We start from the raw sequence: 19400 nt of genomic DNA, 5'->3' as shown, positions 1-19400 counted from the left end.
AATCGCGGCCGTCCTGGCCGGCTGTTCAAGGTGACGGGGTGACGCTGGAGGCATAGCAGGCGCTGGACGGCGATGCGTTGGGCCGGCGGAGATGGCGCGGCAGGAGGGCGCTGGGGGGAGATCCGGGTGCTTTTCGCGGCACAACGAGGCCGGGCGCCGGGCGTTGCGCGTGACGACTGCGGAGCTTGTCCGGGCCGCCGCCGCCTTTGTCCATCAAGCCGCCTCTGCTGCAACGCGGGAACCCCCCCTCGACAAGGTATAATCCCGGTTTCCCGCCAGCACGGCGCCCCAACCAGCGGCGCCGGCCGGTAGCAGCCCCTACCTCCTGCCCTCCCGACCGCTCAGACCATGGCGCATTTCTCGTGCTTCCCCGGTGCATTGGCGCTTTCCGCCTTTCGCCAGCAACGCCTGCTCACCGCCCTCAAGCAGATCGACGCCGACATCGAGTCGGTGCACGGCCAGTTCCTGCATTTTGTCGACACCGACGTGCCGCTGTCGCAAGACGACAGCGCCCGCATTGCCGCGTTGCTGACCTATGGTGCGCCTTTCGAGGCACAAACCGACGGTGATCGCTTTGTGGTGATCCCGCGCTTCGGCACCATCTCGCCGTGGGCCAGCAAGGCGACCGATATCGCGCATAACTGCGGCTTCGAGCACGTGCACCGCATCGAGCGTGGCATCGAGATCACCGTGATCTGCAAGAAGGGCCTGCTGCGCGGGCGCAAGACGCTGGATGCCGGCACCCGCGCCGCGGTAGCGGCCCACCTGTTCGATCGCATGACCGAAAGCGTGGTGGCTTCGCGTGAAGACGCCGCCGGCCTGTTCCAGGAACTGCCGGCCAAGCCGCTGCGCTTCATCGACATCTCCGGTGGCCGCGCCGCGCTGGCGCAAGCCAATACCGAGATGGGCCTGGCGCTGTCGGAAGACGAGATCGACTACCTGGTCGACGCCTACGCCAAGCTGGAGCGCAACCCGACCGACGTCGAACTGATGATGTTCGCGCAGGCCAACAGCGAGCACTGCCGCCACAAGATCTTCAACGCCACCTGGACCATCGACGGCGTGCAGCAGGACAAGTCCCTGTTCGCCATGATCCGCAATACGCACCAGTTGAACCCGCAAGGGTCGATCGTGGCGTACTCGGACAACTCCGCGGTGATGGAAGGCGACGTGGCCGAGCGCTGGTTCCCGCGCGGCACCGAGCAGAAGTACGGCCGCCATGAGGCGTTGACCCACACGCTGATGAAGGTGGAGACGCATAACCACCCGACCGCCATCTCGCCGTTCCCCGGTGCCTCCACCGGCGCCGGCGGTGAAATCCGCGACGAAGGCGCCACCGGCCGTGGCGGCAAGCCCAAGGCTGGCCTGACCGGCTTCACGGTCTCCAACCTGATGCTGCCCGACGCCGTCGAAGGCTGGGAGAACGCGCGCGACGCCGCCCAGCCGGTGGCGCACCGCAACCCGGACGACAAGGCCAGCGTGACCGGCAAGCCGGACCGCATCGCCTCGCCGCTGCAGATCATGACCGAAGGCCCGCTCGGCGGCGCCGCGTTCAACAATGAATTCGGCCGCGCCATCCTGGGCGGTTACTTCCGCGTCTACGAGCAAAACGTGGGCGGCACCGTGCGCGGCTATCACAAGCCGATCATGATCGCCGGCGGCATCGGCAACATCGACGCCGGCCACACGCACAAGAAGGCGCTGCCGGCAGGCTCCCTGCTGATCCAGCTGGGCGGCCCGGGCATGCGCATCGGCATGGGCGGCAGCGCCGCCAGCTCGATGGCGACCGGCACCAATACCGCCGACCTGGACTTCGATTCGGTCCAGCGCGGCAACCCGGAAATGGAGCGGCGCGCGCAGGAAGTCATCAACGCCTGCTGGCAGCTCGGCGACGACAACCCCATCCTGTCGATCCACGACGTGGGCGCGGGCGGCATCTCCAATGCCTTCCCCGAACTGGTGGACGGCGCGGGCCGCGGCGCGCGCTTCGACCTGCGCCAGGTGCACCTGGAAGAGTCGGGCATGAGCCCGGCCGAGATCTGGTGCAACGAGTCGCAGGAACGCTATGTGATGGCGGTGGCGCCGGAATCCTTCCCGCTGTTCCAGACCATGTGCCAGCGCGAGCGTTCGCCGTTTGCCGTGGTGGGCATCGCCACCGAAGAGCAGCAGCTGCAACTGGTTGAAGCGCACGTCGACGCGGCGCTCAAGGAACACTATGCCGTGAACATGCCGATGGACGTGCTGCTGGGCAAGCCGCCGCGCATGCACCGCGACGTCAAGCATGTCGAGCAAAGCCTGCCCCCGGTGGACGTGACCGGCATCGCGCTGGACAAGGCCGTGCGTGACGTGCTGCGCCACCCGACCGTAGCCAGCAAGTCCTTCCTGATCACCATCGGCGACCGCACCGTCGGCGGCATGAACGCGCGCGACCAGATGGTCGGCCCCTGGCAGGTGCCGGTGGCCGACGTGGCCGTGACCACGCTCGACTACAAGGGCCGCGCCGGCGAAGCCATGACCATGGGCGAGCGCACGCCGCTGGCCGTGATCAACGCCCCCGCGTCCGGCCGCATGGCCATCGGCGAGGCGCTGACCAACCTGGCCGCCGCGCCGGTCAAGGACCTGGGCAAGGTCAAGCTGTCCGCCAACTGGATGGCCGCCTGCGGCGTGGAAGGCGAGGACGCCAAGCTGTACGACACCGTGCACGCGGTTGGCATGGAATTGTGCCCGGAGCTCGGCATCAGCATCCCGGTGGGCAAGGATTCGCTGTCGATGCGCACCAAGTGGCAGGACAACGGCGTCGACAAGGAAGTGGTCGCGCCGGTCTCGCTGATCATCTCGGCGTTTGCCGCCGTGGATGACACCGACCGCACCCTGACCCCGCAACTGCGCACCGATGCGGGCGACAGCGTGCTGATCGCCATCGACCTCGGCCGCGGCAAGAACCGCCTCGGCGGCAGCATCCTGGCCCAGGTGACGCAGCAGGTGGGCGACACCACGCCGGACGTGGACAGCGCCGAGGACCTGAAGAACTTCTTCAACGTGATCCAGCGCCTGAACCGCGACGGCAAGCTGCTGGCCTACCACGACCGCTCCGACGGCGGCTTCATGGCAGCGCTGGCCGAGATGGCCTTTGCCGGCCATTGCGGCCTGTCGCTCAACGTCGACATGCTGGCGCTGGACCCGGTGCAGGAACAGGACTTCGGCGACGCCAAGAACTGGACCCAGCAAATCTCCGGCCGCCGCGACGACCAGACCCTGCGCGCGCTGTTCTCGGAAGAGCTCGGCGCGGTCATCCAGGTCCGCCTGGAAGAGCGCGACGCCGTGTTCGCCGTGCTGCGCGAGGTTGGCCTGTCGGCCTGCAGCCACGTGGTCGGCAAGCCCAACGCCACCGACCAGATCGAGATCTTCCGCGACGCCAAGAAGGTCTTCGGCGCCGCGCGCGGCGAGCTGCAGCGCACCTGGAGCGAAGTCAGCTGGCGCATCGCGCGCCTGCGCGACAACCCGGCCTGCGCCGACAGCGAATACGACCGCGTGCTCGACGCGGCGGACCCGGGCATCTCGCCGGTGCTGACCTTCGATCCGGCAGAAGACATCGCCGCGCCGTTCGTGGCCACCGGCGCGCGTCCGCGCGTGGCGATCCTGCGCGAGCAGGGCGTCAACTCGCAGATCGAAATGGCGTACAGCATGGACCGCGCGGGCTTCGACACGCACGACGTCCACATGAGCGACCTGATCGCCGGGCGCGCCAACCTGGCCGACTTCTCCGGCTTTGTCGCCTGCGGCGGCTTCAGCTACGGCGATGTGCTGGGCGCCGGCGAAGGCTGGGCCAAGACCATCCTGTTCAACGCGCAGATGGCCGAGCAGTTCGCGGCCTTCTTCAACCGCCAGGACACCTTCGCGCTGGGCGTGTGCAACGGCTGCCAGATGATGAGCAACCTCGCCCCGATCATCCCGGGCGCGGGCGCATGGCCCAAGTTCACCCGCAACCAGTCCGAGCAGTACGAAGCGCGCTACGTCACCGTGGAAGTGCAATCCTCGCCGTCGATCTTCTTCGCCGGCATGGAAGGCAGCCGCATCCCCATCGTGGTGGCGCACGGCGAAGGCTTCGCCGACTTCTCGCAGCAAGGCGACAAGAGCCAGGCCCAGGTGGCGCTGCGCTTCGTGGACAACCGCGGCGCGCCGACGCAAACCTACCCGCTGAACCCGAACGGCTCGCCGGACGGCATCACCTCGGTGACCACCACCGACGGCCGCTTCACCGTGCTGATGCCGCACCCGGAACGCGTGTTCCGCACCGCCACCATGAGCTGGGCGCCGGACGCCTGGAAGCAGGTGGAAGATGGCGGCAGCCCGTGGATGCGCATGTTCCGCAATGCGCGGAAATGGGTGGGTTGAACGGCTTGCTGTTCTTCACGCTGTAGAAAGACAAAAGCCCGCAAGCGGGCTTTTGTCTTTGCTGACCGGGGCATTTGCCGAAGCCGGGGAACGGGCCAAGCCGCGTGCCATGACGACGGCTGTTACTCCCTCTCCCCTCATGGGGAGAGGGGAGCGCGAACGCTGACACGCCATTGCCGGTCCCGCGCTGAAGGAGCCGCTCAAGCCACCAACTGCGTACTCCAAGCCTGATAAACGTAATACAACGGCCGCTGCGGATCGGACTGCTTTGCCGATGCAGGCGCCGCGCCGCGGATCTGCATGGTGACCAGCACCATGCGCGCGGCTTTCACGGGAGAGTAGCGGTCGCGCAGCGGCAGCATGGGCAGTACGGCGCGCCACTCCGGGGGCAGGCCGTCGTGGCTGAAGGTGCCGAGCGCGCAGTAGCCCCATCCTTCCGAGGTGAGGTGCCAGAGTTGCCGGTAGGGGCTGCCGCCCGATGCCAATGATGCCAATGAAGCCAATGGAGCCATGGTCTCCCTCGTTCGCGTGCTGGTGCCCGCGGCGGGAGATCAGGCGGGCTTGCGCTATCCAGACTGCGCACCGGCCAGGGTGGGCGGCGCGCATGGCCTTGATATTACCTATGTGTGGCGACGGTGGGAATGCTTGGCGCCCTTCGTGAGTGTGGCAACGCGCACACCAGACACCGTGTTTGGTGCCCGGCATACAGTGCATCACCCGGAGTTCGTCACTTGCCGGCGGCGGTGCTTTATTGTCCTACAGCCCGCTGAACCAGTTGTAGCCCTGGTCTTCCCAATAACCGCCCGGATTCTCGTTGGTCACGAAGAGCGCGGCGATATGCTTGGGGTTCTTGAAGCCTAGCTTGGTCGGCACCCGTAGCTTGAGCGGGTAGCCATACTTGGCGGGCAGCGGCTCGCTGCCAAAATCCAGCGCCAGCATGGTCTGCGGGTGCAGCGCGGTTTCCATGTCGAGGCTGGAGTAGTAGCGGTCCGCGCATTTGAAGCCGATATAGCGGGCGGTGGTGTCCGCGCCGATGCGCTCCAGGAAGGTGCGCAGTGGCACGCCGCGCCATTCGCCGACCGCGCTCCAGCCTTCGATGCAGATATGCCGCGTGATCTGCCCCGCCTGCGGCAGCGCGCGCAGTTGCGCCAGGCTCCATGCGCGCTTGTCGGCAACCAGCCCGGAAACTTCGAGGCGGTAGTCGGTGCCGTCGACCTCGGGTACGTCGTACTCGGGATAGAAGGCGTTGAACGGGAAGGGCTGCGTGATCTGGCTGCGCGCATAGGTGGGGGCGAGCCGGTTACGGTTGAACAGCCAGGCCTGCACGCGATCGTTCCAGCGCGACATGGACCACAGCACCTTGTCCACGGCATCGCCATCCTGCAAGGTGCAGCCCGCCAGCATGGACAGGGCGCCTAGCGATAGCGAAGAGCGCAGGAACAAGCGCCGCTGGAGCTGCGCGAGCTGGGGTTTGAAATCGGCCGCGCGCAGGGGTTCCGAGGCCGGCATGACGATCCGCTTGTCATCGTTGGGGGCGCTCATGCTTTGACATCTCCATGGCCAGCGCGCCCGGCGCGTCCGGTCAGCATTGGCAACAAGGTGGCCGGCACCAGGATGACCAGCGCCAGGTGAACCACCACAAAGCCGACGATTCCCGCCATGGCGAAGAAATGCACATGGCGCGCCGTGTCGAACCCGCCAAACAGCGCCGCCAGCCAGTCCAGCTGGACGGGCTTCCAGATGGCCAGCCCGGACGCCACCACCAGCACGCCCAGCAGCAGCACGCCCACATACATCATCCGCTGCACCGCGTTGTAGGCACCGGGCCGATGCGGCAGGCGCAGGCGGATGGCCAGTAATGCATCACGCAAGACGCCGCGCGCGCCAAGCGGCAGGAAGTGGCGCCGGAAATGCCGCGTGGCGAGTCCATAAACCAGGTAGACGAGGCCATTTGCAAACAGCAGCCACATGGCCGCCAAATGCCATGCGATCGAGCCACCCAGCCAGCCGCCCACGGTCGCCCATGCCGGAAACTTGAAGGCAAACAGCGGCGAGGCGTTGTAGATCGCCCAGCCGCTCATCACCATGCAGGTCATGGCGAAGGCGTTGACCCAGTGCGTGGCGCGTACCACCAGCGGGTGGACGATGGCGCGCCGCGCGGGTTTGGAGGAGGGTAGCTTGCGCATGGCTAGCAGGCCTTACATCGGCGGGACGACGCCGCCCTTGCCCGCGGAGATGAAACGCGCGGTCAGCGCACCGTCGGCGCCCTTGCTGGCAAACAGCACGATGTGCGCGCCGGGAACCAGCAAGGAGCGGTCGCCGGGTTCCAGGTTGACGATGGGCACGTCGTTGGGGATCACGATGCGCTTCTCGCCGTCGGGGTACTTCACGGTGATGGTGCGGCCGTTGCTGACCACCACGTTGCCCACGGTGCCGTTGGTCATGCTGCTGTTCTTGCCGAGATCCCACGCTCGGTGGCCTTCGCCGCTGCCGCGCATGCTGGGCGGGAACACGTGCACCTCGAGCGCCTTGAGCGAGCCGTCCGCCTGCGGCACGGCGGCCGAGCCAATGTAGCTGCCGGCCTTGATCTCATCGACCTTGGACAGCGTCACCGCGCGCACCGCCGTGTCCTTGGTCAGGCCCACTTCCAGGTCCTGTCCCGAGCGCGTGCGCACCTTCAGCGTGTCGCCGGCGAAGGCGGTCACGGTGCCGCGCACGCCGATGGGCGTGGCGGCGGGAGCGGCGGGGGGAGCGGGCTGGGCCAGCACCGCGGGGGCTGCGGCAAACATGGCGCCGGCAAGCAGCGCCGGGGCAACCAAGGTACGCGTCAAACTGCTCGAAACGATCTTCATCCTGGAACTCCTGGTGCGTGGAAAGTGCTACGTAGGTTAGGGTAGTGGGCAGGTCGCCCGAGTGACTTTTTGATGACCAAAATGTCATAAACCGCGGCTCCGGCCGCCGCTAGAATGGCAGCATACCGTTGAATGGCATTGCGCATCATGAGCATCCTCGTCATCGAAGACGACCCCAAGACTGGCGATTACCTCAAGAAGGGGTTGCGCGAAAGCGGCTACGCCGTGGATCTCGCGCGTACCGGCACGGACGGCCTGCACATGGCGCTGGAGCATTCCTACGACCTCGTCGTGCTCGACGTGATGCTGCCCGGCATCGACGGCTGGGAAATCATGCGCACGCTGCGCGCGCGGCGCGACCTGCCGGTGATCTTCCTGACCGCGCGCGACCACGTCAACGACCGCATCCACGGGCTTGAGCTCGGTGCCGACGATTACCTGGTCAAGCCGTTCTCGTTCATCGAGCTGGTGCTGCGCATCCGCACGCTGCTGCGGCGCGGCGTGGTGCGCGAGGCGGAGCTGTTCGAGTTCGCCGACCTCAAGCTCGACGTGCTGCGCCGCAAAGTGACGCGCCAGGGCGTGGAGATCGTGCTGACCAACAAGGAATTCCTGCTGCTGCACCTGCTGGTCAAGCGCCAGGGCGAGGCGCTGTCGCGCACGCTGATTGCCGCCGAGGTGTGGGACATGAACTTCGACAGCGACACCAATGTCGTCGACGTGGCCATCAAGCGGCTGCGCGCCAAGGTCGATCTGCCCTTCGACAAGAAGCTCATCCATACGGTGCGCAGCATCGGCTATACCTTTGGCGAGGGCGCGTGAAAGCCTGGTCCTCGCGCTCGCTGACCGCGCGCACCACATTGTCGTTCGCGGCGATTGCCTGCGTGGTGATCGGTGCGCTGGGCATGTATTTCTACCAGTCCGCCAAGACCTCGATGGAAGCCCGTGCCGATCTGCAGCTGATCGGGCGCGTGGCGCATTTCCGCCGGCTGGCCAGCGATGTGTACACGGTCGGCGAGCTCAAGGACCGGCCCTTGCTGTTCGAATCCATGCTTGGCGCCGAGCGCGACGTGCTGATCTTCCGCAAGCCGGGAGAACCGCCGTTTATCCACGTCAACCCGGACAACCTGCCGGTGCCGGCAAAGCTCGGCGCCTGGGCGCCGGGCGATGGCGCCGGCCCGACCGCGGCCAGCATCCTGCGCACCCGGCTGGACAACGGCGTGCCGGTGCACTGGGCGGCCGCGATGGCGCGCTCCAATGAGGACGGCAGCGTGGTCGAGGTGATCGCCGCGCATCCGATGAGCAACGAAGTGCAGATGCTCGCCGCCTACCGCGACCGCGTGGTGCTGGCCGCGCTGGTCGGCATGCTGGCGGCGACCGCGCTCGCGTTCTTCGCCATCCGGCGCGGACTCAAGCCGGTTGGCAGCATCGCCGCGCGCGCCGCCGAGATCAGCCCCGCCAGCCTCGCGGTGCGCCTTGACGAGCGGGATGCTCCGGCCGAGCTGCGCAGCCTCGTCGGCGCATTCAACGCCATGCTGGACCGCCTGGCCGATGGCTACGAGCGGCTATCCCAGTTCTCCGCCGACCTCGCCCACGAGATCCGCACGCCCGTGGGCGCGCTGATCGGCCAGACCCAGGTGACGTTGAGCCAGTCGCGCCATCCCGAGGAGTACCAGGAAGTCCTCGAGTCCAACCTGGAGGAGCTGAACCGGCTCGGCCATATCGCCGAGAACATCCTGTTCCTGGCGCAGGCCGACCACGCCGGCCTGGTCATCGAGCGCGCCCAGGTGTCGCTGCCCGATGAGCTCAACAAGATCGCCGAGTATTTCGAAGGGCCGGCGGACGAGAAGGCGATGACATTCGAGGTGGAGGCGCTCGGCACGCTCTGGGCCAATCCGCTGCTGTGCCGCCGCGCCATCAACAACCTCGTGGTCAACGCCGTGCGGTATGGCGCGCCGGGCAGCGTGGTGCGGCTCAGCGGCACCGAGCAGCCTGATGGGGTCGTCATCTCGGTGGAGAACCAGGGCGAAGCCATTCCACAGGGCCAGCTGGACCGGCTGTTCGACCGCTTTTATCGCGGCGACGCCGCACGCAGCCGGGTCACCGAATCCAATGGCCTGGGGCTGGCCATCGTGAAGGCCATCATGGCGCTGCATGGCGGCGGCGTGGAGGCCAGCTGCCCAACGCCCGGGCTGGTGCGGTTTGCGCTGCGGTTCCCGCGGCAGCAAGGGCTGGCTTCCTGAGGTTGTGAGGGCCGGCGCCTGCCGGCCGTGCGCTTTTGGCGTTACACCAATCCATCCAGCAAATCCGGCCCAAACACCTCCCGGTGCACCCGTTCCGCCTTTACCCCACGCGCGTGCAGCGCCGCCCGCTGTGCCTGCATGAACGGCAGCGGCCCGCACAGGTAGAAGTCCGCATCGGCAAGATCGTCGTCGGCCAGGATCACGTCGATATCCATGCGGCCGGGCAGGGCGGGTTGCGCCAGGAATTCCGCCGGCTCTGCGGACTCCAGGAAGAAGTGCGTGCGCAGCCTGGGCAGGTTGCGGGCGGCATGCTTGATGTCCTTCAGGTGCGCCACGTGCGAGACCATGCGCGCGGCGTGGCCGAACACGACCTTGCGTGAAGGGTTGCGCTGCGCGACGGCGTTCAGCGCGCAGATCATGGGCGTGACGCCGACGCCCGCCGAGAGCAGCACGATGGGCGTGCTGGGCTCGATGCGCGGGGCGAAGTCGCCGAAGGGCTGGCTGACCATCAGCACGTCGCCTTCGCGGGCGTTTTCGTGCAGCCAGTTCGAGACTGCGCCGGCGGGCAGGTCCTCGCCATTGCCGCGATCGCGCTTGACCGAGATGCGCCAGGTGCTGCCGTTGGGTGCGTCGGACAAACTGTACTGGCGTTGCTGGAAGGCGCCGGGCGTGAGTTCCACCACGACCGAGATGTACTGGCCGGGCAGGAAGTCGGCCAGCGTGGTGCCGCCGATGGCTTCGAGCGTGAAGGCGGTGATGTCGGCGCTTTGCGCTTCGCGCTCGACGATGCGCACGGGCTGGCGGTGATCGGGGCCGGTCTGCGCGCGCTCGTAGAGGCGGGATTCCGCGGCGATCAGTTCGGCGGCGAGCAGCCAGTAGGCTTCGTCCCATGCGGCGACCAGCGCCGGGGTGGCGGCGTCGCCAAGCACTTCGCCGATGGCACCGAGCAGGTGGCGGGCGACGATGGCGTAGTGGCTGGGCTTGATGCCGACCGACGCGTGCTTGTGCACGATGCGGCTGACGACCGGGGCCAGGGCGCTGTTGTCGCCATAGTTGGCCGCGTAGGCGAACACCGCGGAGGCGAGCGACTGCTGCTGCGAGCCGTTGGCCTGGTTGCCCATGTTGAACAGATTGGTCAGCTCGGGCCGATCGGCAAACATGTTGCGATAGAAGGCCTGGGTAATGGCCAGGCCATGTTCGCGCAGCACGGGGACGCTTGCGTCGATCAGGGGTCTCGATTGTTCAGACAGCACGGCAACCTCCAAAGATGTACAAATAATGCAACAAAAAAGATAAAAGACGCCGCACCTTGGTGCGGTTGCGGCGCGCGGTCCAGGTGCAATCTTGGTGCAGTGTGGATGCGGCCGGGTGGCGACGCCTTGGCGCCCATTTTATTAAACATGCATTTTCAATGCAACATAAAATTTGCGGCGGCGCGCAAAGATGCATCGGGAGTCCATGTTAGACTGCGACGGCCTTCACAGTAAGGCGCAATGCCCGCCGGAACCCCATCCTGGCCGCCCCATACATCACCGCCGCGAACCGGACTTTTCCATGAGACTGACCGACTACACCGACTACAGTCTGCGGACCCTGATCTATGTCGCGGTCCATCCGGGCGAGCTGGTCACCATCCAGCGCATCGCGGATGCGTTCGGCATTCCCAAGAACCACCTGATCAAGATCGTGCAAAAGCTTGGCCAGGCGGGTTTCCTGCATACGGTGCGCGGGCGCGCCGGCGGCATCGAGCTGGGCCGGCCGGCGTCGGAGATCAATGTGGGCGAGGTGATCCGGGCCATGGAGTCGGATTTCAACCTGGTGGAGTGCTTCCAGGGCGACGACAACCACTGCATCATCACCCGTGTGTGCGGCTTGCGCGGCGTGCTGTCCGCGGCATTGCGGGCTTATTTCGAGGTGCTGGACGCATATAGCCTGCAGGATCTGGTGGAGAAGCCCGCCGCGCTCACCCGGGCGCTTGGCGACGGCGGCGCGGCCACCATGATCGGCATCCCGGTCAGGAGCGTGACGCGCAAGGCCAGGGCTTCGCAGGCGGCATCCGAGGACGCCGGCGAGCGGTAAGCCCCTCCTGCCGCTGGCTACCTGCATCGGCGTAAAAATGGCTATTGTTTGCACCGGTCGGCGGCTCTAGCCTGTGGCATGGGTCCTGCCGTCCGGCCGGGCCGGCAGGGGAGATCGGCATGACATTGCGGCTCGACAGCCACCGGGCCAACCGGCTCAGCACCGAACTATTGCTTCGCCTCGACAGACGCAGCGAGCGCTACCGGCTCGAGCATTCGCTGGTGGACCTTGTGCGCCTGCGCGTGTCGCAGATCAACGGCTGCCCGTACTGCGTGGACCTGCATTCGGCGCGGGCGCGCAAGGACGGCGAGATGGCGGCGCGGCTGGAGATGCTGGAAGTCTGGCGCGAGACCACGCTCTACACGGATCGCGAGCGGGCGGCACTGGCGTGGGCCGAGGCGGTGACGGACATCGCCGGCACGGGGGTGCCGAACGCCGTGTGGGAAGCGGTGAGGCGGGTTTTTTCGGAGCGGGAGATAGTGGACCTGACCTTGCTGGTCACCGCGGTCAATAGCCTCAACCGCTTTGGCATCGCGTTCCGCCGGTCTCCCGGGTAGGGGACGGCGGGGACGGCGGGCAGGGGGATTGCGGCTGCGGCCGGGGCTGGCCGCCAGTTCACTGGGGCAGCGGCAGCTTGATCGGCTGCTTCATCAGCGGCTGCACGGTTTCCTCGGCTTTGCCAGGCTGGCCGTCCGGCGCATGGGCAAGCACGGTGCCCGGGCCCAGCAGTGCCAGCACGGCCGGCATCATGCTGGCAATCGCCAGGCGGGACACGGCCCGCCCAATCTTCGAATGGGTCATGTTTTTCGTCTCCCCGGGTTCAGGCCGGCGTCTTGCGAAACGAGATGGCGAAGCGGTTCCAGCTATTGATCGCGGAGATCAGCAGGGTCAGGTCGACCAGTTCGGCGTCGCCGAAGTGGGGGCGGACCGCTTCCCATGCGGCATCGGGCACATGGTCCTGGGCGACCAGCGTGACGGCTTCCGTCCAGGCCAGCGCGGCACGTTCGCGTTCGGAGAAAAAGGGCGTTTCGCGCCAGACCGACAGGGTGGCCAGGCGGCGGTCGTCTTCGCCGCCCTTGCGCGCGTCGGTGGTGTGCAGGTCGATGCAATAGGCGCAGCCGTTGATCTGCGAGGCGCGCAGGCGCACCAGCTCCACCAGCGGCTGTTCCAGGCCGCTCTTGCCGATGCGTTCTTCCACGCCGATCAGGGCCTTGATGGCGGCGGGGCTGGCTTTGTAGAAGTCGAGGCGTTGTTCCATGGTTTGCTCCTGTTTTTTGTGCTTTGCGCCGCAGGGTGGGGGCGCGACAGGAACAAGATTAGGACGGCAACTGGTTATATAAAATAGCCAGTTTTCTCTAATATGAGGTAACCAGTGGGAAGCTGTCCGCTAGCCGGCCGCCGCTAGCGCCCCGGCCAGCTTTTCCATGCCGGCGTGGATGTCCGCCACGCTGATGCCACCGTAGCCAAACAGGATCCCCGGCGCCGGGGGCTGCCCGCCATACATGCCTGCGATGCCGTAAAGACCGATCGAAGCGGCAGCGGCGCGCGCGATCAGCGCCCGTTCGTCCAGCGGCATCTTGAGGTGCGCCACCATGTGGATCCCCGCGGCCGGCGCGTGGGCCGTGAACCACTGGCTCAGCGGGCCTTCCAGGTGCTCGAGCAGCTTGGCGCGGCGCGCGGCGTATTCCTTGTGCATGCGCCGCAGGTGCTTGGCGAAGTAGCCGTCGAGCATGAACTTGGCCAGCGCCGTCTGTGTCATGGTGCAGCTGTGCCAGTCGCCGACCTGCTTGGCCCGGCGCACGGCGGTGCCCAGCGGCGCAGGAGGAATCACGTAGCCAATGCGCAGCTCCGGGAAGATCGTCTTGGAGAAGGTGCCCACGTACGCCACCACCCCCGTCTTGTCCAGGCTCTTGAGCGACTCCATCGGGCGGCCCATGAAGCGGTACTCGCCGTCGTAGTCGTCCTCCAGCACCAGCGCGCCGCGGCGTTGCGCCCACTCGAGCAGCGCCACGCGCCGCTCCAGGCTCATGGCCATGCCCAGCGGAAACTGGTGGGACGGCGTGACGTAGACAATGCGCGCGTTGTCCGGCAGGGCGTCCACCACCAGCCCCTGCGCGTCCACCGGGACATAGGCCAGTTGCGCGCCCAGCGCGGAGCACGCAATGCGCGCGGGCGGATAGCCGGGATCCTCCACCGCCACCACATCGCCCGGGCGGATGACCACCCGCGCCATCAGGTCGATCGCCTGCTGCGCGCCCTGCGTGATGATGACGTCCTGCCAGTTGCTCACCACGGCACGGCTGAACGCCAGGTAGCGCGACACGGCAAGCCGCAGCTCCTGCTCCCCGGCGGGGTCGCGGTAGCTGCCGAGCCCGCGGGCCTGCACGCGTAGCGCGTGGCTCACGCAGCTGCGCCATTTGTCGAACGGGAACAAGCCCTTGTCGGTGACGCCACCTACGAAGTCGAACGCGGGCGCGGCGCCGGGCGCGGTCCTGGGCAAGACGTCGGGCAGGTGCTCCCAGATCGAGCCGGCGCCGGGGCTGGGGGACAGCGGCGACGGCGAGGGCGCCAGGCCCGTCATCTCGTGGGCGACGAAGGTACCGTCGCCGGCGCGGGCGCGCAGATAGCCCTCGGCAATCAGCCGCTCGAACACGTCGAGCGTGGTCTTGCGCGATACGCCAAGCTGGGTGGCGAGGTCGCGGGTCGACGGCAGCCGTTCGCCCGGCGCCAGCCGGCCGTCGACGATGCCCGCCCGCAACTGGCGATAGAGTTGGCCGGCCAGGCCCTGCCGGCCGTGCATGCTCACATGGATATCCATCTCTTGATCTTGTGTTGGTGGTTACCTGAAGTGGCGGGGATTGGATCGAATTCTAGTACCAGTGCTGCCGGCGTGCAGCGGCGCTGCCCGGCTTTGCTGCTTGTGCGCCATTGCGCACTGACGCTTTGTCCTTCCCGTCGATCGGCCCCGGGGCCGGGTCAGGTCATTCAAGCTCCCGCCACCTTCAGTGCGCGGCCGCAGCGGCGGCAGCATTACCGCCCTTGGCCGGCTTGGTGAACCAGATCAGCGGGATGATCACGATGAAGATCACGCCCGAGATCCAGAAGATATCGTTCAAGCCGAGCATGGTCGCTTGCGTGGTGAGGCTGCGCTCGAAGAACGCCATCGCCTGGTCATGGCTGAAGCCGGCCGTGGCCTGCAAGGCTTCCAGCGAGTGCACGAAAAGCGGGTTGTGCTGGCTGGCCTGCTCAGCGAGTTGCGAGTGATGCAGGATGTTGCGGTCGTTCCAGGCTGTACTGGCCAGCGACGTGCCTACCGCGCCGGTGAACACGCGAGCGAAGTTCGACAGGCCCGCGGCGGCAGGGATCTTGTCGGGCGACAGACCGTACAGGAGGATGGCGGTCAACGGCACGAAGAACAGCGCGGTCGGGATGCCTTGCAACAGCGTGGGCAGCACCAGCGTCCAGGTGTCGACGGTGGTGGTGTAGCCCGAGCGCATGAAGAACACCGCGGCGAAGCCGGCAAAGGCCATGGTCGCCAGCACCCGCGCATCGGAGCGCGGCATGATCTTGCGCGGCGACGATGTCGGGGCGGCGCGAGACCAGGTCGGCCGGGAGGTTGTCTGGCAGGCGCACTTCGTCGCCGGGGCTCAGCGTGGGTCGCGCGACGGCCAGCCCGCGGTCCGGGCCGCGGCCGAGCAGGGCGCCCAACTGGTAGCGAGTGTTGAGGACGGCGCCGTTAAGCGCCGTGACCGCCGCGTTGCTGGCGTCGAGGTTGGCGTCGGCGGTGCGTTGTTCCACTTCGGTGTCCAGGCCGGAGGCGGCGCGGGCGTGGGTGATACGGGCCAGCGCGGTGCGCTGCCTGACTTCGTCCTGGGCGATGTCGAGCAGGGCGTACAGGCGGGCCAGTTCGTTGTAGGCGCGGGCCACGGCCGAACTGACGGACAGGCGGACCTGTTCCGATTCCGCCTCGGCGGCACGGCGTGCCGAAATCGAGGAGGCCAGGGCTTCGCGGTTCTTGCCCCACAGGTCGAGTTCATAGCTGGCGCTGATCACGCCACGGTTTTCGGTTTGCCAGGAGCCGGCGATGGGCGGGGGCGCGAGGGCGGTGCCCGAGTATTGCTGGCGGGTCAGCGTGTAACCGGCGTCCACGCGCGGCAAGGTGTTGGCATTGGCGCCTTCGCTGTAGGCCGCGGCGGCGGCCAGGCGTGCCTTGGCCATGTCGATCGACGGACTGCCTTCGAGCGCTTCTGCAATCAGCGCACGCAACTGCGCGTCGCCGAACTGGGCGGCTCAGTCGGCCGCGGGCCAGTGCCCTTGCTCGGCGGGCAGGCTGGCGGTGGTTTCCAGCGCGGTGGGTGCGGTGACGTGCTTGTCGCTGGAGATGCCCGCGTAGTTGGCGCAACCGGCCAGCCAGGCGCTGAGCAGCAGGGGCAGGACCTTGGCGGAGCGCAGGGCGCGGCCGGTCATTCGAGAAGTCTGCGTTTTCATTTTCTGATTTGCAGATAAATGGTTAAAAAAAGACGCGCGCTCAGGCGGCCGAGAATTTGTCGAGCAGGCGTAACAATTCGTCGAACTCGCTTTTGCTGAAATCCTTGAGGCGCGCATTCAGCACCTCCGGGGCAATCTCCGGAATCTGGTTGGCAACGCTGTGGCCCTTGGCGGTGAGCTTCAGGTTCACCACGCGGCGGTCATCCACGCTGCGCGAGCGGGTCAGCAGGCCCTTGCGCTCCAGCTTGTCGAGGATGCGGGTCATCAGGCCGGTGTCGATCACCAGCAGCTTGCTCAGCTCGAACGGGGTGGTGGCCGTGCCGAGCGACAGCGACAGCAGGATGCCCATCTGCTGGGCGGTGATATCAAGTTCCTTCAGGGCGGCGTCCATCTCCATCAGCACAAGATTGCGGGCCCTGTTGAGGTAGAACCCGACGCTCTGCGTCAGGTTATAGGTCTCTTTCGTGTAGTGCTTCATGCTGGCTCCTGTCTTCCGTCTGCTGGCCGGATAGTATCTGATAAGTCAGATAAATTCAAGGTCAGAATCTACATTCTTTACAGGGTGCCGAACGTGCCGCTTGCAAGCTACCGCCTGGGTATGCCCGACGACAACTTCTACTGGGCGATCGTCGGCGCGCGCGAAGCATCGCAGCGGGGCACGGACGTGTTGCTCGGCGCCAGCGGCCGGCACCCGGAGCGGATCCTGGCCGGCTAGGCGTGATTAACGGGGAGGGGGATGACTAGCTTGCGCACGCAAGCGTATCCCGCGCGGCCAAGGCAGGGGCCGCGCGGGTTTGCCGTTGAAAAGGCTCCGGGCCGGGGCTCTGCCCCGGGGTCAGCATCGCCGCGTAGCGGCGACAACGACGTGGGTGGCCGCGTCTAGCGGCTGCTCGCTACTTCGATTTCGCGCCGTCCGTGTACGGGTCGGCCTTGCCGGCCTTGGCGCCATCGGTATAGGGATCTGCCTTGCCTGCCTTGGCCCCCTCCGTATAGGGGTCGGTCTTGCCGACCTTGGCTCCGTCCGTGTAGGGATCGGGCTTGCCCTGCGTGGCATTCAGGTCCATTTGCGTGGATTTCTTCGCGCCATCCGTGTACGGGTCGAACTTGCCGGACTTGGCGCCATCCGTATAAGGATCTGCCTTGCCGGCCTTGGCACCGTCGGTGTATGGGTCGACCTTCTTTTGCTGGCCATAACTCAAGCCTGAAGCCGTTGCGGCGGCGACAAGTAACGTCAACGTGAGTACTCTGCGCATCTCTTGCTCCGGTGGTAAGGAGGTGGTCGCCTGTGGCTCAGCCAGGGAACGCATGGGCACAGGCTGGCTGGAATAGCTGGCATCTGCGCCACGCCAGACAAACTGGGGCGGTAACCTCGGTGGGGCCAGCGGGGCACGCAAGCGAAGGCAGGCCAGGGCGCATGAATACTCGCCCCACGCCTGCTTATGCCGCGTCCCGCACAGTTCATCCTAGGAGTGAATGCGCAGAGGCCGTAGTAAAACGTTGTAAATCCTTGTTGCGTTTTTTCCTTTCAGCCGCGTCCTTTCCCGGCGCGTGAAAAATGGGCAACGACCGGTGCTTTTTCCGGTTTTTCCGGTTTCTTCTTCGAGCGTCTCCACTTGGTCAATGTGCACTTCACGCCATATTATGGGCATTTGACATCCGGTCTGAAAAACTCCTTGACTATCTATCTACCAGTAGATAATATTCACGACATGGAAGCCGCTGCTCCGCCCCAGCAAGGAAAGCTGAAGCAGGAAAGAGGATCCAACGCAGCACCCGGGGAGTCCCCGTTTTTTTTGGCCAGCTTATCTATCTACTGGTAGATAACAGCCAGTCAAAGCAAGGGTTCCAAAGCGTACCGAATCGATTCCGCCCGAAGCGCGGATCCTCAATGTGAATGGAGAACGTCATGACCTCGAACCTCTTCGCCAAGACCCTCATCACCGCCGCCGCCCTTGCTGCCGCCTTCGTGGCGGGTACCGCCCAGGCTTCGGGCCCGAAGGACAGCACGTTCTCGGGTGACAAGTACGGCTACGTGTTCCGCACCACCACACCCGACGCTTATACCGATGGCGCCCGCACCGGCAAGTTCGACCCATACGCCGACGGTTTGCGCGTTGGCAAGGCCGACCCGTACACGGACGGTGCCCGCATCGTGGCCGGCCTGGACCGTACCGGGGTGTCGGCTAGCCCGGCCCGCAGCGTTGACGCTTATACCGATGGCGCCCGCACCGGCAAGTTCGACCCGTTCACGGACGGTGCCCGCACCGTGGCCGGCCTGGACCGCAGCGGGGTGTCCGCTAGCCCGGCCCGCAGCGTTGACGCCTACACCGATGGCGCGCGTGGCAAGTTCGACGTGTTCAGCGATGGCGCCAATGCCTGAGCGCTGCCAGGGCATCCCGGCGATCGCCGCCCGGATGCCCGATAGCGCTTGGGAAACAGAGTGAGAGTGAAATAGAGTGGGAGTGCATCATGAATTTACGGGACGGTTTCCTGATCCTGGCTGGCTGGGTGGTTCTATGCGTTGCCAGTGGCTCTGTGGTCACCGTGGTGGCGCAAGTGCTCCCGGCGTGAGCCGACTTAAGGCCTTTTAAGCGCAACTAAGGTGCAACTTAGGCCCAACTAAGCTGGCTTGTTGCGACTGCACATGAAATTGGCTTGAGGATCTATCGATAGATAGATAAGATCGCGCTATGAAAACGCAATCCGTACGCGAACAACTGCTCGAACACACGCTGGTGCTGATCCGCCGGCGCGGTTTCAATGGTTTCAGCTATCGCGACCTGGCCGAGCTGGTCGGCGTGAAGACGTCGAGCATCCACTATTACTTCCCCGCCAAGGACGACCTGGTGCTGGAGGCAGTGAAGGAATACAGCGCCCGTATCTCCGAACGGCTGCGCAGCGTGGACGCCTCGCTTGCCCCTGCCGTGCAGGCCGAGGGTTACCTTAACTTCCTGCGTACCGCGGCCTGCGGCGACCAGATCTGCCTCGCGGGCATGTTGTCCACCGAGACGCTGTGCCTGCCGGAATCGGTCCACGCCGAGCTCAAGGCGTTCTACCGCATGAACGAGAACTGGCTGATGGGGTTGATCGAGCGCGCGCAGAAGGAGTACGGCAAGGTCTATCCGGTGACGCCACGCGCGCTGGCGCAGGTGATCTACGGCGCGCTGCAGAACGGCTTGATCGTGGCGCGGCTGTTCGGGGCGCCCGAGCGGCTGGAGTCCGCCGCGGACCTGCTGATGGCTTCGGTATCCGAGTAAGACATATAGCAAACCTGAAAGCATCGGCCGAGGCCGCCGAACGGGCCAAAGCCGCGCGCCATGACGACGGCAGTTACTCCCTCTCCCCT

17 protein-coding genes and 2 pseudogenes are annotated in these 19400 nt (G+C 66.2%); 7 read left to right on the top strand and 12 right to left on the bottom strand.

Going from position 1 to position 19400, the window contains the following annotated elements; genetic code table 11:
* Positions 1-348 precede the first annotated feature (348 nt).
* Positions 349-4395, top strand: a complete 4047-nt coding sequence (purL, locus tag ACYP5B_RS41240; RefSeq protein ID WP_459573473.1) for a phosphoribosylformylglycinamidine synthase — start codon at positions 349-351, stop codon at positions 4393-4395.
* Positions 4396-4595: 200 nt separating this feature from the next.
* Here the strand turns inward: purL and ACYP5B_RS41235 are convergent, their stop codons facing one another.
* From ACYP5B_RS41235 to ACYP5B_RS41220, 4 genes are all read right to left on the bottom strand, one after another.
* Positions 4596-4907: a hypothetical protein gene (locus ACYP5B_RS41235; protein ID WP_318233518.1), complete on the bottom strand. Its 312-nt coding sequence runs from the start codon at positions 4905-4907 to the stop codon at positions 4596-4598.
* A gap of 244 nt (positions 4908-5151) precedes the next feature.
* Positions 5152-5904, bottom strand: coding sequence for a molybdopterin-dependent oxidoreductase (locus ACYP5B_RS41230; protein ID WP_267606341.1), 753 nt, complete (start codon positions 5902-5904; stop codon positions 5152-5154).
* Between the two features lie 29 nt (positions 5905-5933).
* Positions 5934-6581: a cytochrome b/b6 domain-containing protein gene (locus tag ACYP5B_RS41225; RefSeq protein WP_459573472.1), complete on the bottom strand. Its 648-nt coding sequence runs from the start codon at positions 6579-6581 to the stop codon at positions 5934-5936.
* A gap of 12 nt (positions 6582-6593) precedes the next feature.
* Positions 6594-7247 carry a hypothetical protein gene (locus tag ACYP5B_RS41220; RefSeq protein ID WP_400096035.1) on the bottom strand — a complete coding sequence of 218 codons (654 nt, stop codon included), beginning with the start codon at positions 7245-7247 and terminating at the stop codon, positions 6594-6596.
* A gap of 147 nt (positions 7248-7394) precedes the next feature.
* Between ACYP5B_RS41220 and ACYP5B_RS41215 the strand changes: the two genes are divergently transcribed.
* Together ACYP5B_RS41215 and ACYP5B_RS41210 are read left to right on the top strand one after the other, a co-directional pair.
* Positions 7395-8066 (top strand): heavy metal response regulator transcription factor, encoded by a 672-nt coding sequence (locus ACYP5B_RS41215; protein ID WP_318233539.1) that lies wholly within the window; start codon positions 7395-7397, stop codon positions 8064-8066.
* Entirely contained in the window at positions 8063-9487 is a 1425-nt protein-coding gene (locus ACYP5B_RS41210) for a heavy metal sensor histidine kinase (protein ID WP_318233514.1), read from the top strand. Before ACYP5B_RS41215 ends, ACYP5B_RS41210 begins: the two co-directional genes overlap by 4 nt.
* A 41-nt stretch (positions 9488-9528) precedes the next feature.
* On the opposite strand, the gene ACYP5B_RS41205 is transcribed toward ACYP5B_RS41210, so the two are convergent.
* A complete protein-coding gene (locus ACYP5B_RS41205) occupies positions 9529-10740 on the bottom strand; it encodes a globin domain-containing protein (RefSeq protein ID WP_459573471.1) in 1212 nt (403 codons plus the stop codon).
* 301 nt (positions 10741-11041) lie between these two features.
* On the opposite strand from ACYP5B_RS41205, the gene ACYP5B_RS41200 reads away from it, so the two are divergent.
* Together ACYP5B_RS41200 and ACYP5B_RS41195 are read left to right on the top strand one after the other, a co-directional pair.
* Positions 11042-11566, top strand: coding sequence for an RrF2 family transcriptional regulator (locus ACYP5B_RS41200; protein ID WP_400096033.1), 525 nt, complete (start codon positions 11042-11044; stop codon positions 11564-11566).
* Positions 11567-11685: 119 nt separating this feature from the next.
* Entirely contained in the window at positions 11686-12123 is a 438-nt protein-coding gene (locus ACYP5B_RS41195; protein ID WP_400096032.1) for a carboxymuconolactone decarboxylase family protein, read from the top strand.
* 58 nt (positions 12124-12181) lie between these two features.
* On the opposite strand, the gene ACYP5B_RS41190 is transcribed toward ACYP5B_RS41195, so the two are convergent.
* The 7 genes and pseudogenes from ACYP5B_RS41190 to ACYP5B_RS41160 form a co-directional block, all read right to left on the bottom strand.
* Complete coding sequence (locus ACYP5B_RS41190; protein ID WP_459573470.1) at positions 12182-12367, bottom strand: hypothetical protein; 186 nt, start codon at positions 12365-12367, stop codon at positions 12182-12184.
* Positions 12368-12386: 19 nt separating this feature from the next.
* The gene (locus tag ACYP5B_RS41185; protein WP_267602297.1) at positions 12387-12824 is read right to left on the bottom strand and encodes a carboxymuconolactone decarboxylase family protein; all 438 of its coding nucleotides are present in this window, start codon (positions 12822-12824) and stop codon (positions 12387-12389) included.
* Between the two features lie 129 nt (positions 12825-12953).
* Positions 12954-14384 carry a MocR-like pyridoxine biosynthesis transcription factor PdxR gene (gene pdxR / locus ACYP5B_RS41180; RefSeq protein WP_459573469.1) on the bottom strand — a complete coding sequence of 477 codons (1431 nt, stop codon included), beginning with the start codon at positions 14382-14384 and terminating at the stop codon, positions 12954-12956.
* Between the two features lie 184 nt (positions 14385-14568).
* Positions 14569-15135, bottom strand: a pseudogene (locus ACYP5B_RS41175) (efflux MFS transporter permease); the annotation flags it as partial.
* Positions 15134-16054, bottom strand: a pseudogene (locus ACYP5B_RS41170) (TolC family protein); the annotation flags it as partial. The pseudogenes ACYP5B_RS41170 and ACYP5B_RS41175, both read right to left, overlap by 2 nt.
* Positions 16055-16094: 40 nt before the next feature.
* Positions 16095-16532, bottom strand: coding sequence for a MarR family winged helix-turn-helix transcriptional regulator (locus ACYP5B_RS41165; protein ID WP_400096026.1), 438 nt, complete (start codon positions 16530-16532; stop codon positions 16095-16097).
* 415 nt (positions 16533-16947) lie between these two features.
* Positions 16948-17307: a hypothetical protein gene (locus tag ACYP5B_RS41160; RefSeq protein WP_459573468.1), complete on the bottom strand. Its 360-nt coding sequence runs from the start codon at positions 17305-17307 to the stop codon at positions 16948-16950.
* 653 nt (positions 17308-17960) lie between these two features.
* Between ACYP5B_RS41160 and ACYP5B_RS41155 the strand changes: the two genes are divergently transcribed.
* The gene (locus ACYP5B_RS41155; protein ID WP_459573467.1) at positions 17961-18434 is read left to right on the top strand and encodes a copper resistance protein CopQ; all 474 of its coding nucleotides are present in this window, start codon (positions 17961-17963) and stop codon (positions 18432-18434) included.
* A 310-nt stretch (positions 18435-18744) separates the two neighbouring features.
* On the top strand, positions 18745-19311 hold the full coding sequence (locus tag ACYP5B_RS41150; protein ID WP_400096022.1) for a TetR/AcrR family transcriptional regulator: 567 nt from the start codon (positions 18745-18747) through the stop codon (positions 19309-19311).
* Positions 19312-19400 lie beyond the last annotated feature (89 nt).

Source organism: Cupriavidus sp. 8B, assembly GCF_054589115.1.
This window is presented reverse-complemented; position numbering and strand designations above follow the sequence as displayed.